Annotated in this window: 8 protein-coding genes; all 8 read left to right on the top strand. The window is 64.9% G+C overall.

Translation table 11 applies throughout. The features are described 5' to 3' along the window. Nucleotides 1-66: 66 nt before the first annotated feature. The 8 genes from HV681_RS17760 to arcA all read left to right on the top strand — a co-directional run bounded on the left by HV681_RS17760 (nucleotide 67) and on the right by arcA (nucleotide 16000). Nucleotides 67-4197 (top strand): CheR family methyltransferase, encoded by a 4131-nt coding sequence (locus HV681_RS17760; RefSeq protein ID WP_175124302.1) that lies wholly within the window; start codon nucleotides 67-69, stop codon nucleotides 4195-4197. Between the two features lie 696 nt (nucleotides 4198-4893). Further along, nucleotides 4894-6048 carry an efflux RND transporter periplasmic adaptor subunit gene (locus HV681_RS17755; protein ID WP_175124301.1) on the top strand — a complete coding sequence of 385 codons (1155 nt, stop codon included), beginning with the start codon at nucleotides 4894-4896 and terminating at the stop codon, nucleotides 6046-6048. An 11-nt stretch (nucleotides 6049-6059) separates the two neighbouring features. After that, a complete protein-coding gene (locus HV681_RS17750) occupies nucleotides 6060-9248 on the top strand; it encodes a multidrug efflux RND transporter permease subunit (RefSeq protein WP_254595009.1) in 3189 nt (1062 codons plus the stop codon). Continuing rightward, the gene (locus HV681_RS17745; protein ID WP_175124300.1) at nucleotides 9245-10777 is read left to right on the top strand and encodes an efflux transporter outer membrane subunit; all 1533 of its coding nucleotides are present in this window, start codon (nucleotides 9245-9247) and stop codon (nucleotides 10775-10777) included. The genes HV681_RS17750 and HV681_RS17745 overlap by 4 nt, the downstream gene beginning before the upstream one ends. Continuing rightward, nucleotides 10774-12264, top strand: coding sequence for an alpha/beta hydrolase (locus tag HV681_RS17740; RefSeq protein ID WP_175124299.1), 1491 nt, complete (start codon nucleotides 10774-10776; stop codon nucleotides 12262-12264). The genes HV681_RS17745 and HV681_RS17740 overlap by 4 nt, the downstream gene beginning before the upstream one ends. Continuing rightward, nucleotides 12261-13247 (top strand): AI-2E family transporter, encoded by a 987-nt coding sequence (locus HV681_RS17735; protein WP_175124298.1) that lies wholly within the window; start codon nucleotides 12261-12263, stop codon nucleotides 13245-13247. The genes HV681_RS17740 and HV681_RS17735 overlap by 4 nt, the downstream gene beginning before the upstream one ends. Before the next feature lie 73 nt (nucleotides 13248-13320). Continuing rightward, nucleotides 13321-14742 (top strand): basic amino acid/polyamine antiporter, encoded by a 1422-nt coding sequence (locus tag HV681_RS17730; RefSeq protein WP_175124297.1) that lies wholly within the window; start codon nucleotides 13321-13323, stop codon nucleotides 14740-14742. A 16-nt stretch (nucleotides 14743-14758) separates the two neighbouring features. Then, on the top strand, nucleotides 14759-16000 hold the full coding sequence (arcA, locus tag HV681_RS17725; protein WP_175124296.1) for an arginine deiminase: 1242 nt from the start codon (nucleotides 14759-14761) through the stop codon (nucleotides 15998-16000). Nucleotides 16001-16035: the final 35 nt, after the last annotated feature.

The raw sequence follows: 16035 nt of genomic DNA, 5'->3' as shown, positions 1-16035 counted from the left end.
CACCTCACGCAAACTGGCGGCTGTATCATGGCGGGTACTCCCACGCACGCAACCTACAGGCCCAAAATGTCCCAATCGCCGTCTGTTCCCAACATCAAACCGGGAGTCGTCCGAAGCGACCTGAACTTCCCGGTGGTCGGACTGGGGGCCTCTGCGGGAGGGATCGACGCGCTCAAGACTTTCTTCTCGAACATGCCGGCCAAACCCGGCATGGCCTTCGTCGTCGTGGTGCATCTGTCTCCCGATCACGAAAGCATTCTCGACAGGATTCTGCAGGCCTGCACGGGGCTACCGGTCGAGCAGGTCACCAAGCCGGTGCCGATCCTGCGTGATCACGTCTACGTGATTCCTCCGGCGGCCTCGCTGTCGATGAATGATGGCTACCTGCGTATTTCGGCGGGGGCCAGTCGCCCGGAAGGCCGCCAGATTGCGATCGACGAATTTTTCCGCACGCTGGCCGATGTGCATACGAACCGTGCCGTCGGCATCGTGCTGTCGGGGGGCGGGTCCGACGGATCGGTGGGCCTTGCCCGCATCAAGGAACAGGGCGGCGTGACGTTCGCGCAGTTGCCCGAGGAAGCAGAGCACGGCACCATGCCGCGCAATGCAATTTCCACCGGCATGGTGGACATTGTGCTGCCTGTGTCCACCATGCCGCAGCGTCTCAAGCAGATCGCGGAAAACATGGACAGCATCCATCTGCCGCCGCTGACCGAGGCCGAGGCCTCCGGCGCCGCGGATGCCGAGCAGGCGACGGACGGGGCGCAACAGGAACGCAATGCGTTGCGGGACATTCTTGCCCTCTTGCGCGCCCGCACGGCGCACGATTTCCGTCACTACAAGAAGGCCACGGTGCTCCGCCGAATCGAGCGCCGCATGCAGGTCACGGGCGTGTCAACCTTGCCCGAATACGGAAAGCTGCTTCAGGAGCGCATCGACGAGACCCCTAAACTGCTGTCCGATATGCTCATTGGCGTCACGCAGTTTTTCCGGGACAAGGAAGCTTTCGCCAATCTGGATGAATTCGTGTTGCCCAAGCTGCTGAAGTCGCTGAGCACCACGCCGGAAGTGGCGTTGCGCGCCTGGGTGGCTGGTTGTTCTACAGGTGAAGAGGCGTATTCGCTGGCCATGCTGATGAGCGCGCAGGCCGATGCGTTGCCCCACCCGCCCAAGATCCAGTTATTTGCCACCGACATCGACGAATCGGCGCTAGCCGTGGGCCGGGCGGCGGCTTATCCGTTGGCAATCAAGGGCGACGTGCCTGAAGCCATGCTGCAAAGCTTCTTCAGCGAGCAGGACAACGAGTATTGCGTCAAGAAGGAAATCCGCGAGCGGGTGCTGTTTGCCGTGCACAACATCCTGCGCGATCCCCCGTTCTCGAAGCTGGATCTGGTCAGTTGCCGCAACCTCTTGATCTACCTGGACCGCGAAGTGCAGCGCGACGTGTTGCGCATGTTTCACTTCGCATTGAAGCCGGGCGGTTATCTTTTCCTCGGCAGTTCCGAATCGGCCGATGCGTGCCCGCAGCTTTTTCAGGTGGTGGACAAGCGCCACCGCATCTACATCGCTCGGGAAACGCCGTCGCAACTGAGCGGCATGCCCGAACTGGCCGACGGCGGGATTAATCACGTTCGGCCGGTGCACGCTTCGGCGGCGCCGGTTCGCCAGCCCAAGGTCTCGTATGCCGCCGTGCACCAGCGTGCGCTCGAAATGTTCGCGCCGCCTAGTGTCATCGTCGATGCTCACAGCGACATCGTGCACATTTCGGAGCGGGCAGGCCGCTTCCTGCGCCACCCGGGCGGCGAACCTTCCCGCAATCTGTCCTTGTCGGTGCATCCGGAATTGCGCACGGAATTGCGCACCGCGATGTTTCAGGCCCTGCATTCGCGAAAGAGTGTCGAGGCGCGGCGCGTGAGAATGACGCTTGGCGAGCGCCAGACCTACGTCAACATGGTGGTGCGGCCATTCCGGCACGATGAGACGGCCAGTGATTACCTGCTTGTGCTTTTCGAGGAAGTCGAGGACATCATGAGCGCAGAGGGTGTTGTCAGCCCCGCGACGGGCTCCGCAGTGGTACTGACGCAACTGGAGGCCGAACTCCAACGCACCCGGGGCCAGTTGCAGGCGACCATCGAGCAGGCGGAAACCTCCACCGAAGAACTGAAGGCCTCCAACGAAGAGCTTCAGGCCATCAACGAAGAGTTGCGCTCCACCACGGAAGAATTGGAGACCGGCAAGGAAGAGCTGCAGTCCGTCAACGAGGAGCTGATCACGGTCAATGCGGAACTGAAGGCCAAGGTCGATGAAACCGCGAAGATCAATGACGACCTGCAGAACCTGATCGCGTCCACCGACATTGCCACGGTGTTCGTGGATCGCATGATGCGCATCCAGTGGTTCACGCCCCGGGCGTCCGACATCTTCAATGTGATCCCGAGCGACGCCGGACGTTCGGTGCTCGACATCACGCATCGTCTGGAGTACCCGGACCTGGCCAAGGATGCCGCCGGCGTGTTCGAACTGCTGCGCCCCTTGGAACGCGAGGTGCACAGCACGACGGACCGTTGGTATCTGGCGCGGCTGCTACCGTACCGGAGCGGTGACCACCGCATTGAGGGCGCGGTGCTTACGTTCATCGACATCACGGACCGGCGCAAGGCGGAAGAAAGCGTGCGATTGGGCGAGGCCCACTTGAAGCTGATGACCGAGAGCGCGCGCGATTTCGGCATTATGACGCTGGACAACGACGGCATCATCACCAACTGGAATATCGGCGCCGAGCTGATGTTCGGCTACACCAGCGCCGAGGCGGAAGGCAAGCCTATTGCGATCATCTTCACTGACGAGGACATCGCGGCCGGCAGACCCGAGCATGAGCTGAATCGCGCCAGGAAGATCGGCTACGCCCCTGACGAACGCTGGCACAAGCGCAAGAACGGCAGCCTGGTGTTCTGCACGGGCGGCGTGAACCGGATGGATGATCCTGTCTATCAGGGGTTTGCCAAGATCGTGCGCGATGTCACTGACCTGAAGTTGCGCGACGCCGAGCAGGAGTCCCGTCTGGACCGCGCACATGCGGATAGCGTGCTGAAGGACGAGTTCTTCGCGGTCGTGTCGCACGAACTGAAGCACCCGCTCAACCTGATCCAGCTCAATGCAGAGCTGCTGGCCCGCACGCCGGCCGTGCGCAATTTCGGCCCCGCCGCGCGTGCCACGGACCTGATCCAGCGTTCGGTCAAAGGCCAGGCCCGCATCATCGACGATCTGCTGGATCTCTCGCGCGTCCGGACGGGCAAGCTGGCGCTCAACAAATCGATCATCGACGTCGTGGCCATCGCGAAAAACATCCTCGAGGTGCTCAAGCCCGTGGCGGCGTCGGCCGGCATCGATCTGCGCAGCGACTTTGATCCTGCGCTGGCGATCTACCTGGACGCGGATCCCGTGCGCATCGAACAGGTGATCTGGAACCTGCTGAACAACGGGATCAAGTTCACGCCCGAGGGCGGTTCCGTCGCGCTTAAGCTGGCCATCGAGGACAACCGCTTGAAACTGGAAGTCGCCGACACGGGCCAGGGCATCGACCCGCTGTTCATCGGCCGGGTGTTCGACATGTTCAGCCAGGGCGACGTGCGCCAGAAGACGGGCGCCACCTCTGGACTGGGCATCGGCCTGGCGGTTGTCAGCGAGCTGGTGGGTGCGCATGGCGGCGCGATTCAGGTCCATTCCGATGGCGTGGGACTTGGCGCGCGCTTCACGGTATGGCTGGATCTGGCCGGTTCCCTTGAAGCCGAGGACGCGCCGCAAGCCAACGCCGACATGCCTTTGGAAGGGCTGAAGGTGCTTTTGGTCGATGACTCCGAGGACGTCCTGCACATCATGCACGAGCTGCTGGACATGGAAGGGGCGGTAGTCACGGCCGCCTCCAACGGCCGGCAGGCGTTGGAAATCCTGGAGACCGCCCGCTTCGACCTGATGCTGTCGGACATCGGCATGCCGGAGATGGATGGCTATACGCTGATGCGCGCCATTCGCGAAAAAGACAGTGGCGCCGATCTGCCTTCCATCGCGCTCACCGGTTTTGGCGCCAAGGAAGACATGCGCGAAGCCGTCAGCGCAGGCTTTTCCGCCCACATCAGCAAGCCGGTGTCGCTGGACGATCTGCTCGAAGTGGTTCGCAAGCTGCGGTTGCGCGGGTGATCCGCGCGTTTGGGAAGTGGCGGGCACATGCGTTTGCCGCCACTTCCCGGCTCGTTTCGCCGCGGCGGATTCTTTCTGATCCTATTTGTTTAGTCTGGCAACAACTGCTCAAGTGGACGCCCGACCCGGGGCACTTCTCCCCATCGCCCTGTCCTGCGACACCCGTTCCCAACGCATCGCTTTCGTTCCCGTTCGCCAACGGCGCAAACGAGAAAAGCTTGCACTAAGTGCCATCGCTACTTAAGCTGTGCTTTCGCGCCGCGCCCAGCACGTGCCGTGCCAGCGCCCGCAAGCGGATTCCCCCTCCGCCGCTCGACCATGCAGCCCTATTTCAGCCAGTCTTCCTCGTCAACGACATAAAGGATGCTTGTGCGAAAGTCGATGGTCTTGTTCGTTTTGCATGGCGCCCGGCCGACGCCGGGCCAGAGCCAGCCTGGCCTCAATTGGGCAGGTTCCGCCTGGGTCGGACTTTTCCCGATTGGCGGCATTCTCCTACTTCAACGCGATAACCCCATGGCGCCTTGCTGCGCCCTCGCTTCATAAGCTGCACGTCCGTCAGTCCGGCGCGCCCAGACGCGCCCGCAAGATGTCCACCCATAAGCTGTTCCGCATACAAGCTGTCCAAGTAAGGCTCTTGCCTCCGCCATGAGGTGAGGGCAGCGCGAGACCCCGAGTTCGACCGCCTGGGAGTAGTGGATGACGCAAGTAAGCAGCAATGTCCGTCGTGTCATGTTGTATGCCTTGGGCGCCTGGACGCTTGCATTGGCGGGATGTGGTGACCGGAACGACGCGGCGGCCGTCACCATTGCGCCGATGAAGGTGTTCGTGATGACCGTCGGCCGCCAGCCGGTCGACCTGAACGTGGACCTGCCCGGGCGGATCGAACCGATTCGCACCGCTGAAGTGCGGGCACGCGTTGACGGCATCGTCGAGAAACTGCTGTACACCGAAGGCAGCGACGTACAGGCCGGCGATCCGCTGTTCCAGATAGACCCCAGCGACTACAAGGCGCAGCTGGCGCAGGCCAACGCCATGCTGCAGCGTGCGCAGGCCGTGCAGAAGAATGCGCGCTCGGTCACGGACCGGTTCCGTCCGCTGGTGCAGCGTCAAGCGGTCAGCGCGCAGGAATACGAAGCCGCGCTGGCGGCGCTGGGGCAGGCGCAGGCCAATGTGGCCGATGCGCAGGCCGCGGTTACGTTGGCGCAGTTGCGGCTGGACCGCTGCACGGTCAGGGCGCCCATCGCCGGTCGCGTGGGCCGCGCGCTGGTCACCGAAGGGGCGTTGGTCAGCGCATCGGCGGCCACGCTGCTGGCGCAGGTCAATCAGTTGTCGCCGATCAGCGCCACGTTCACCAAGTCCAACACCGCCATCATGGACCTGACCGACTACGCGCGCTCCGGCGCGCTGGCGACGGCGGGCAATACGTTTCCGGTGCGGCTTACGCTGGCCAACGGCCGGGAGTTTGGCGAGACCGGGGTCGTGGATTTCGCGGACCTGAGCGTCGACCGGACCACTGGCGCGCAGACCATCCGCGCCCGTTTCGACAACGCCAAGCGTGAGTTGCTGCCCGGCCAGTTCGTCAACGGTCAGATACTCGTCGGCGTGCGCCAGGAGGGCGTCCTGATTCCCGCGCGGGCGGCGCGGCTGAACGGCGATACGGCCACCGTGTTCGTCATCGGGCCCGACAACACGGCGGTGCCCAGGCAGATCGAGGTGGGTGAGCAGATCTCAGGAAGCTGGCTGGTGCGCCGCGGCCTTGAACCAGGGGAGAAAGTGGTCGTGGATGGCTGGCACAAGATAAGGCCAGGCCAACAGGTTGACCCGGTCGAACAGCAAGCCGCGAAACCCTAGCGGAGTCGGTCATGGGCTCATTCTTCGTCTTGCGGCCGGTATTTGCCTGGGTGGTGGCGTTGTTCCTGTTGCTGTTCGGGCTGATCGCGGTAGTGCTGCTGCCGGTGGAGCAGTACCCGAACATCGCGCCGCCTTCGATCACCATCCAGGCGACCTTCCGGGGCGCCGACACCACCACCATCGACCGCACGGTCACCTCCATCATCGAGGAGGAGATGAACGGGGTCGACAACTTCCTGTACATGGCGTCGGTCAGCCGCGCCAACGGCACGTCGCAGATCACGGTGACGCTGCAGCCGGGCACGGACCTGGACGTGGCCCGCAGCCAGGTGCAGGACCGCCTGAGCCGGGTCGAACCCCGGCTGCCGCAGGAAGTCCGCCAGCTTGGCGTGGCGGTGACCAAGGCGTCGTCCGGCTTCCTGATGCTGCTGGCGCTGCAATCGGAAAGCGGCAACGTCAGCGCCGTCGAGATGGGCAATTTCGCGTCCAACAACATCCTCAACGAGCTGCGCCGCATCCGCGGGGTGGGCGACGTGCAGCTGTTCGGCTCGTCGTACGCGATGCGGATCTGGCTGGACGAACGCAAGCTGGCCAGCTTTCAGATGTCGGCCAGTGACGCGATGCGCGCGGTGCAGGAACAGAATGCGCAGACGATCGGCGGGTCGCTGGGTGACCTGCCGCTGGCGCGCGGCGCGGACTTCAATGCACAGATCGTGGCGCAGAGCCGCTTTTCCACGCCCGAGCAGTTCCGGCAGGTCATCCTTCGGGTCAACAACGACGGCTCGCTGGTGCGGCTGGGCGACGTGGCGCGGGTGGAGCTGGGCAACGAAAGCTACAACTTCCGGCTCAGCGTCAACGGCAAGGAGGCCGCCGGCATCGCCATTCAGCTGGCCAACGACGCCAACGCGCTGGACGTGGCACGGCAGGTGCGGCAGCGCATGGCCGAGCTGGAGCCCGTGTTTCCGGCGGGCGTCGGCTGGACGGTGCCGTTCGACACCACGCCTTTCATCACCACGTCCATCAGCTCGGTGCTGGTCACCATGGTCGAGGCGCTGTTGCTGGTCACGGCAATGGTGTTCCTGTTCCTGCAAAGCTGGCGCAGCACGCTGATCCCCACGCTGATCGTGCCGATCGCGCTGATCGGCACCTGCGCGGGCCTGTTCCTGTTCGGCGCATCCATCAACCTGCTGTCGCTTTTTGGCATGGTGGTGGCGATCGGGGTGCTGAACGATGACGCCATCGTGGTGTCGGAAAACGTCGCGCGGATCATGCATGACGAGAAGATTTCTGCGCCGGAAGCGACGCGCAAGGCGGTCGGCCAGGTGTGGGGGCCGATCATCGCCAGCACGCTGGTGCTGGTGGCGGTGTTCGTGCCGATGGCGATGTTTCCCGGTTCCAGCGGCGCCATCTACCGCCAGTTTTCCATCACGCTGTCCGTGGCGATCGTGGTGTCGACCGTGCTGGCGCTGTCGCTGGGCGCCGCGTTGTGCGCCACGCTGCTCAAGCTGCCGGACGGCAAGCCGCCCAAGGGCCGGATCTCGAAGGGCAAGCAGTGGGTCTTCGACAAGTTCAATAACGGCTTTGACGCGATGACACGCCAGTATGTGCGCGCGGTCGAACACATGCTGGTGCGGCCCCTGCGCTGGATGCTGATATTCCTGGGCGTCTGCGGCCTGACGGTGTTTCTGTTCTCGCGCCTGCCGGGCGGCTATCTGCCGCTGGAAGATCAAGGCTACTTCTTCGTGTCGTACACCGGCGCGCCCGGCACCACGGCGGACCAGACCGAGGCCGCCGTGCAGCAGGCCGAAAGCCAGCTGCGCCAGTTGCCAGCCGTGCGCAACGTGGCGTCGGTGGTCGGCTTCAACTTCTTCGGCCAGGGGCAGACGGCGGCGCTGTCGTTCGTGGACCTGCACCCGTGGAGCGAGCGCACGGAGCGCGGCCAGGCGGTCGATGCGTTGGTCGGGCGCAGCAATTTGGCCTTCCGCTCGATTCCGCAGGCGATGATCTTTGCGCTGAATCCGCCGCCCATTCCGTCGATGGGCAACGCGTCGGGCTTTTCCATGAAGGTGCAGGACCGCACCGCGCAGGGTGGCGCGGGTCTGGCCGCCACCGGCGCGGCCATGATCGCGGCCGCTGCGGCCAGCCCCGTGCTGACCGGCGTGCGGCTGGACGGCATGCCGCCGGGACCGCGCCTGTATGTCGAGATCGATCGGGTGCACGCGCGCGCATTGGGGCTGCAGGTCGCGCAGGTCAACCAGGCGCTGACACTGGCGTTCGGGTCGAACTACGTCAACGACTTCCTGCTCGACGGTTCGGTGCAGCGGGTGTTCATCCAGGCCGAGGCCGACCAGCGCATGCAGCCGCAGGACATTGCCGCCTTGCAGTTGCCGAACAACCGGGGCGAGATGGTGCCGTTCTCGGCGTTCTCGCGGATGCGCTGGATCGACGGCCCGCAGCAGCTGGAGCGCTACAACGGCTTTCCGTCCATCACCATCTCGGGCGAGGCCGCCGCCGGCCGCTCCAGCGGCGTGGCGCTGGCCGAGATGGAAGCCATTGCCGGGCGCGTCCTGCCGCAGGGCATCACCTATGAATGGACCGGTACGGCGTACGAAGAACGCCAGGCGGGCAACCAGGTAGCGCTGCTGCTGGGACTGTCGCTGATCGTGGTGTTCCTGCTGCTGTCGGCGCTCTACGAAAGCTGGTCCGTGCCGGTGTCCGTGCTGCTGATCCTGCCGTTCGGCATTCTGGGCGCGGCGGCGTTCACGCTGGGGCGGGGCATGTCGGCGGACATCTATTTCAATATCGGGCTGGTCACGATCATTGGCCTGGCCGCCAAGAACGGCATCCTGATCGTGGAGTTCGCCTTGAAAGAGGAACTGGAAGGGCGCGACCGCAAGGAGGCCGTGGTCGATGCCGCCCGGCAGCGTCTGCGTCCCATCATCATGACCAGCATCACCTTCGTGCTGGGCATGCTGCCGCTGGTGCTGGCCACCGGCGCCGGCGCGGCCAGCCGTCAGGCGGTGGGCACCAGCGTGATGGGCAGCATGCTGACCGCCACGCTGTTCGGCGTTTTCTTCACGCCGCTGTTCTACATGGTTGCGCGGCGCTGGTCGGGGCCGCGCAAGAATGCGGCCAAGCCCGGGTCCTCGCCTGCTGCCAGCGTTCCGGCCAAGGCCGAAGAGCGGGGAGAGAACCCATGAGGCCGACGCGCATTGCCATCTTGGCGCTGATGGGCTGGGGGCTGACCGCCTGCAATTTCGCGCCGGAGCACCGCCAGCCGGAAGTCGCGACGCCTGCGGTATTTCCCGGCGAGGTCCCGCCGGATGCGGTGGCGGCGCAGGACGTCACGTGGGAGCAGTTCTTCGGCGATCCGCAACTCAAGCGCCTGATCGCCCGGTCGCTGGAACTGAACCAGGATCTGGCCGCAGCCACGGCCCGGATCGAGCAGGCGCGCGCCTTCTACCGCATCGAACGCGCCAACCAGCTGCCGCAACTGGATGCCGGCGCGGCCGCGTCGCGCAACCAGCAGCCGCTGACCGTACTGGATCCGGCGCTGGCGGGGTCGCGGCAGACCGTGCAGTTCAACCAGTTCAGCGCCCAGGTAATGGTCTCGTCCTTCGAGCTGGATTTCTGGGGGCGGATCCGCAACCTGACCGCCTCCGCGTTGCAGCAATACCTGGCGACCGTGGAAGGGCGGAGGGCATTCCGTCTGTCGCTGATTGCGAACGTGGCCTCGACCTATTACGACGCCCGGGCGGGCGAGGAAGGCATCGCGCTGGCGCAGCGCACGGTCGAAACCCGCAGCTATGCACTGCGCGTCGCCAAGGACCGGCTGGACGCCGGCGTGACCTCGCTGGTCGACTTCGAGCAGTCGGCCATCCTGCTGACGCAGGCGCAGACCCAGCTCGCTGAGTGGCAGCGCGCCACGGCGGCGCACTGGAACCGTCTGTGGGTGCTGGTGGGCGAAGACCTGCAGCGGGAGATGACCGTTGGGCCGCCGATTGAGGCCGCGGGCCAGTTCGATGCGCTCAGTCCCGGCCTGCCGTCGTCGCTGCTTGTCGTAAGACCCGACATCCGCCAAGCCGAGAACCGCTTGCGCAGCGCCAACGCCAATATCGGCGCCGCGCGTGCAGCCCTGTTTCCGCGCATTGCGCTGACCGGTTCGTTCGGCTATGCCTCCACCGAGCTGTCGGACCTCTTTTCGTCGCCCAGCCAGATCTGGAACATCGGCGCGGGAATCGGATGGCCGATCTTCGATTACGGGCAGCGGCGCGCGGCGGTGGATCTTGCCACGGCGCAGCGCGACGAACTGATCGCCAACTACCGCAAGACGGTGCAGACGGCGTTCAGCGAAGTGGCCACCGCGTTGGAGAACCGCAAGCGCTTCCAGGAGCAGGTGACCGCGCAGGAAACGGCGATCCAGGCGCAGCGCCGCCTGGCCGAGACTGCCGAGCTGCGCTACATGAACGGCATCTCGATCTACCTGGAAGTCGTGGACGCCCGGCGCGGATTGTTCAATGCAGAGCAGCAGATGCTGACGCTGCGCGCGTCCCAGCTTCAGAACGGCGTGTCGCTGTATGTCGCGCTGGGGGGCGGGGATGAGCAGCCGCAGGTGGTGATGGCGGGATCGCCGCCGGGCGCGGGGGGGGCGGCAGGCGGTCCTGCGGCAGGCGATTCACCCGCCATGTCTACCCCCGTTCCGCCGCCCGGCGTGGGAGCGCCCCAGTGAACGCCGGCAAGCCCGTCAGCGCCGGCCCGCGCCCGGGGTGGCGCAGGCTGCGCAAAGCCGTGTTCATCCTTGCCGGCCTTGCCGTGCTGGTCGTCGTCACGCTGATGGGCGTTCGCCTGTACGACATCCAGCAGGGCCCGCCGCTGGCCGCCTGGCACACGTATGTTCCCCAGGAACTGGACGCCGAACGCCTGGACCGCAGCACCTGGGACGATTACCTCGCGCACGAGGACGCGCTTTTCGCGCTGGTCCGGCAGAACGTAGGCGACAAGCTGCTGCCGGAGGACAAGGTGGACAGCAACCGCTATTTCGCGGACGCCAAGGTCTACCCCGAACACTTCGCGCACGACTGGAACCGGTCATTCGTCCTGACGCCGGCGGGAGAGCCGCAGGGCGTGGCGGTGCTGCTGCATGGCCTGACGGATTCGCCGTACAGCCTGCGCCATGTCGCCGCGCATTATCAGTCCGTCGGCTACGTGGCGATCGCCATCCGGATGCCGGGCCACGGCACGGTGCCGGGCGGGCTGACGGACGCGCACTGGGGGGATTGGGCGGCCGCGACGCGTCTGGCGGTGCGCGAAGCGCGGCGCCGGGTGCCCGCACCCAAGCCGCTGCACATGGTGGGCTTTTCCAACGGCGGGGCGCTGGCGCTGATGCACACGCTGGACGCGCTGGACAATCCCAAGCTCGACAAGCCCGACCGGCTGGTGCTGCTGTCGCCGATGGTCGGCATCACGTCGTTCGCGCGCTTTGCGGGCGTGGCCGGGCTGCCCGCCATCCTGCCCGCGTTCGCCAAGGCCGCGTGGCTGAGCATCGTGCCGGAGTTCAACCCGTTCAAGTACAACTCTTTCCCGGTCCACGCGGCGCGCCAGTCGTTCGAACTGACGCAGACGCTGCAGGACAGGCTGGTTGCGCAGCAGCGATCCGGCGGCCTGGAGCGTCTGCCGCCCATCATCACGTTCCATTCGGTGCTGGACTTCACCGTCAGCACGCGCGCGCTGATCAACGCCCTGTATGCGCGTCTGCCCGCCAACGGCAGCGACCTGGTGCTGTTCGACCTGAACCGCGCCACCAAGCTCGGGCCGCTGTTCCGCCGTGGCGTGGCCTGGCAGCTGGCGGGCACGCTGCCAGGGGAAAAGCGCAATTACCGGCTGACGCTCGTCACCAACGCCAGCCCCACGTCCAGCGCCATGATCGAGCGCGTCATCGAGCCGAACGCGACCGCGGTCGTGGAACGCGCCATCGGCATGGACTACCCGCGCGAGGTCTATTCGCTGTCGCACGTGGCGCTGCCGTTCCCGACGGACGACGCGCTGTACGGCACGCACCCGGACAACATCGAGGAATTCGGCATCAGCCTGGGCGCCATGTCCATGCGCGGCGAGGTCGGGGCTTTCGTGATCGGCATGGATACGCTGACCCGGCTGACCTCCAATCCTTTCTATGCCTATCTGGTCAAGCGCGTTGATGGGGTGATACCAAGATGATGTCTTTCGCACTGTCCGGCATTTTCGCCATCCTGCTGCTGGGGCTGTTGTACCTGGCCAGCCCGGTGTTCGTGCCGTTGACGTTCGCGCTGTTCGTGATCTGCCTGGTCGCGCCGCTGCGCCAGTACCTGGGCCGCAAGATGCCCGCGCCGCTCGCGGCGATCCTGGCGTTGGTGGTGACGCTGGTCGTGTCGGTGGTGTTCCTGTCGCTGGCGGCATGGGGCTTCAGCCTGGTCGCGCAGTGGGTCATGGCCAACGCTGCGCGCTTCCAGCGCCTGTTCACGCTAGAGACCGAAACGCTGCACCCGCACGGCGCGATGGCGATCCAGATGTTCCAGGACAGCTTCAACGTGTCATGGCTGGTGCGGGCGATCCAGGAAGTGGCGCTGCGGATCAACAGCATGCTGGGCATGATCTTCATCGCCTTCGTGTTCATTGCGCTGGGGCTGTTCGAACTGGACGAGGCGCCGGAGCGGCTGACCCGCCTGCTGGGCGAGGCAAGGGCGCAGCGCTGGATGGCGGTCGCACGCGAGGTGGCGAGCAAGCTGCGCTGGTACATGGTGATTCGCACCATCGCCAGCGTGCTGACGGGTGTGACCGTCTGGCTGTTTGCGATCTACGCCGGGCTGGAGCTGGCGACCGCCTGGGGCGGGCTGGCGTTCCTGCTGAACTACATCCCGTTTCTCGGACCGCTGGTGGCGACGGTGTTTCCGGCGTTCTTCGCGTTCGTGCAATACGGATCGTTGCAGACGAGCATTCTGGTGCTGGTCGTCTTGAACTGCATCCAGATCGTCTACGGCTGCTATCTGGAACCCCGGCTGGCCGGCAGCGCTTTTTCGCTGTCGCCGCTGATGGTGATGTTTGCGGTGTTTTTCTGGGGGTTGGTGTGGGGCATACCGGGCACGTTCATCGGCGTGCCGCTTCTTATCACGATGACCACGGTATACGGCGCCAGCCGCAGTTTGCGCGTTACCCGCGGCTGAGCCGACCTTCCCGGGCAGCATCCGGGACGGTGGCCGACCTGCTCACGTCTTTGCTCAATACTGGAGGTGCATGATGGAAAGCAGTACTCCCAAGAAGCTTGGATTGCTTGCCCTGACGGGCATGGTGGTGGGGTCGATGATCGGCGCCGGGATCTTTTCGCTGCCCCGGACCTTTGGCGGGGCAACGGGCGTGGTTGGGGCGGTGATCGCCTGGATCATCGCGGGCGCGGGCATGTACACGCTGGCCCGTGTGTTCCAGGCGCTGGCCGAGCGCAAGCCCGACCTGGACGCGGGCGTCTTTGCGTATGCCAAGGCCGGGTTTGGCAATTACCTGGGCTTTCTGTCCGCGTTTGGATACTGGATCGGCAGCTGCATCGGCAACGTGTCGTATTGGGTGCTGATCAAATCGACGCTCGGCGCCTTCTTTCCCGTCTTTGGCGACGGCAACACGGTCATCGCAATCGCTGTGGCGTCCGTGGGCATCTGGATGTTCCACTTCATGATCCTGCGCGGGGTGCAGCAGGCGGCGTTCATCAATGCCGTGGTGACCGTGGCCAAGATCATCCCGATCGTGGTGTTCATCATCGTGCTGTTCGTGGCCTTCAAGGTTGACCTCTTCCGCATCAATTTCTGGGGCGACATGAGCGGCTACAGCCTGTTTGAGCAGGTGAGGCGAACCATGCTGGTGACGGTCTTCGTCTTCCTGGGCATCGAGGGCGCGAGCGTTTATTCCCGCTTCGCGTCGAAGCGTTCGCACGTGGGGGTGGCCACGCTGATCGGGTTTGTGACCGCGCTGCTGCTGATGGTGCTGGTGTCTCTGCTGCCCTATGCCGCCATGCAACAGACCGACATCGCGGCGCTGCGCCAGCCGTCCATGGCCGGCGTGCTGGAGTCGGTGGTGGGGCCGTGGGGCGCCGTATTCGTCAGCGTCGGTCTGCTGATCTCGGTGCTGGGCGCGTATCTGGCCTGGTCGCTGATCTGCGCCGAAGTGATGCACGCGGCAGCAAAGACGGAAGACATGCCGCGCGCGTTCGCCCGCGAGAACAAGAACGGCGTGCCGGTCGTCGCGCTGTGGGTGACCAACATCATCGTGCAGCTTTTCGTCATCAGCACGTACTGGTCACGCGATGCATTTTCGCTGATGCTCAGCCTGACCAGCGCGATGTCGCTGATTCCGTACCTGCTGGTCGCGGGTTTCGGCTGGCAGCTCGCCAAGCGCGGCGAAACCTATGTCGGCGGCAAGGATCAGAAGCGCGATCTCACACTTGCCAGCATCGCGGCCGTCTATACGCTTTTCATGATCTTCGCCGGCGGCTTGAAGTTCCTGCTGTTGTCGGCGCTGTTGTATGCACCCGGGTCGGTCCTGTACTTCTGGGCCCGGCGTGAGCAGGGCCGGAAATTCTTCACCGGCTGGGAGTTGGTCGTTTTCATCGTGGCATGCGTCGGAGCCCTGGCCGCCATCGTGGGCCTGATCTACGGCTGGATTGCCATCTAACGTCTGGGAGCTAGTCATGGCTGATACCGAGGAATTTGGAGTCCATTCAGAAGTCGGGCAATTGCGCACGGTGATGGTCTGCGCGCCAGGACGCGCCCACGAAAGATTGACGCCCTCCAATTGTGATGCGCTGCTGTTTGACGATGTCATGTGGGTCGACAACGCGAAACGCGACCATTTCGACTTCATGACGAAGATGCGGGACCGCGGCGTGGACGTCGTGGAAATGCACAACCTGCTGGCCGAAACGGTCGCGATACCTGAAGCGAAGAAGTGGATCCTGGACAACCAGGTCGTGGCGAACCAGGTTGGCCTGGGCCTGCTCGACGAGATCCGCAGCTACCTGGACGGCTTGCCGGCGCGCAAGCTGGCCGAGACCTTGATCGGCGGGCTGTCGACCGAGGAGTTCCCCGAGTCGATCGGCGGCGAACAGCTCACGCTCATCAAGGAAGCCGCCGGCGTCACGGAGTACCTGCTGCCGCCGCTGCCCAACACGCTGTACACGCGTGATACGACCTGCTGGATCTATGGCGGCGTCACGCTCAATCCGCTTTATTGGCCCGCGCGGCACGAAGAGACGATCCTGACGTCGTCCATCTACAAGTTCCATCCGCGCTTTGCCGGCAAGGTGAACGTCTGGTGGGGCGACCCCACCGCCGATCATGGACTGGCCACGCTGGAGGGCGGCGACGTCATGCCCATCGGCAACCGGACGGTGATGATCGGCATGAGTGAACGCACGTCGCGCCAGGCCATCAGCCAGCTGGCGGCCAGCCTGTTCGCCAAGAATGCGGCAGACCGGGTGATCGTGGCGGCCATGCCCAAGCTGCGGGCGGCCATGCACCTGGACACCGTGCTGACCTTTGCCGACCGCGATTGCGTGCTGATGTATCCCGACATCGTCAACAACATCCAGGCGTTCTCCTACCGGCCGGGCAGCGCGCCGGGGTCGCTGGAGCTGCACAAGGACAAGGGGTCGCTCGTGGACGTGATCGGCGAGGCGTTGGGCATCAAGAAGATGCGCGTCGTCGAGACCGGCGGCAACGCCTATCTGCGCGAGCGCACGCAGTGGGACAGCGGCGCCAACCTGGTCTGCATCTCGCCCGGGGTCGTGCTGGCGTATGACCGCAATGTCTACACCAACACGCTCTTGCGCAAGGCGGGGATCGAGGTCGTCACCTTTGTCGGCGCCGAACTGGGCCGGGGCCGCGGCGGCGGGCACTGCATGACGTGCCCGATTTCGCGGGATCCCGCCTAGCGGCGCACTGCCGCGCGCGGCCATCCCTGAAAAGG

The sequence above is a fragment of the Achromobacter animicus genome (assembly GCF_902859585.1).
Taxonomy (GTDB): Bacteria; Pseudomonadota; Gammaproteobacteria; order Burkholderiales; family Burkholderiaceae_B; genus Achromobacter; species Achromobacter animicus.
The sequence above is the reverse complement of the archived record's forward strand: the minus strand, read 5'-3'. Positions and strand labels throughout refer to the sequence as shown.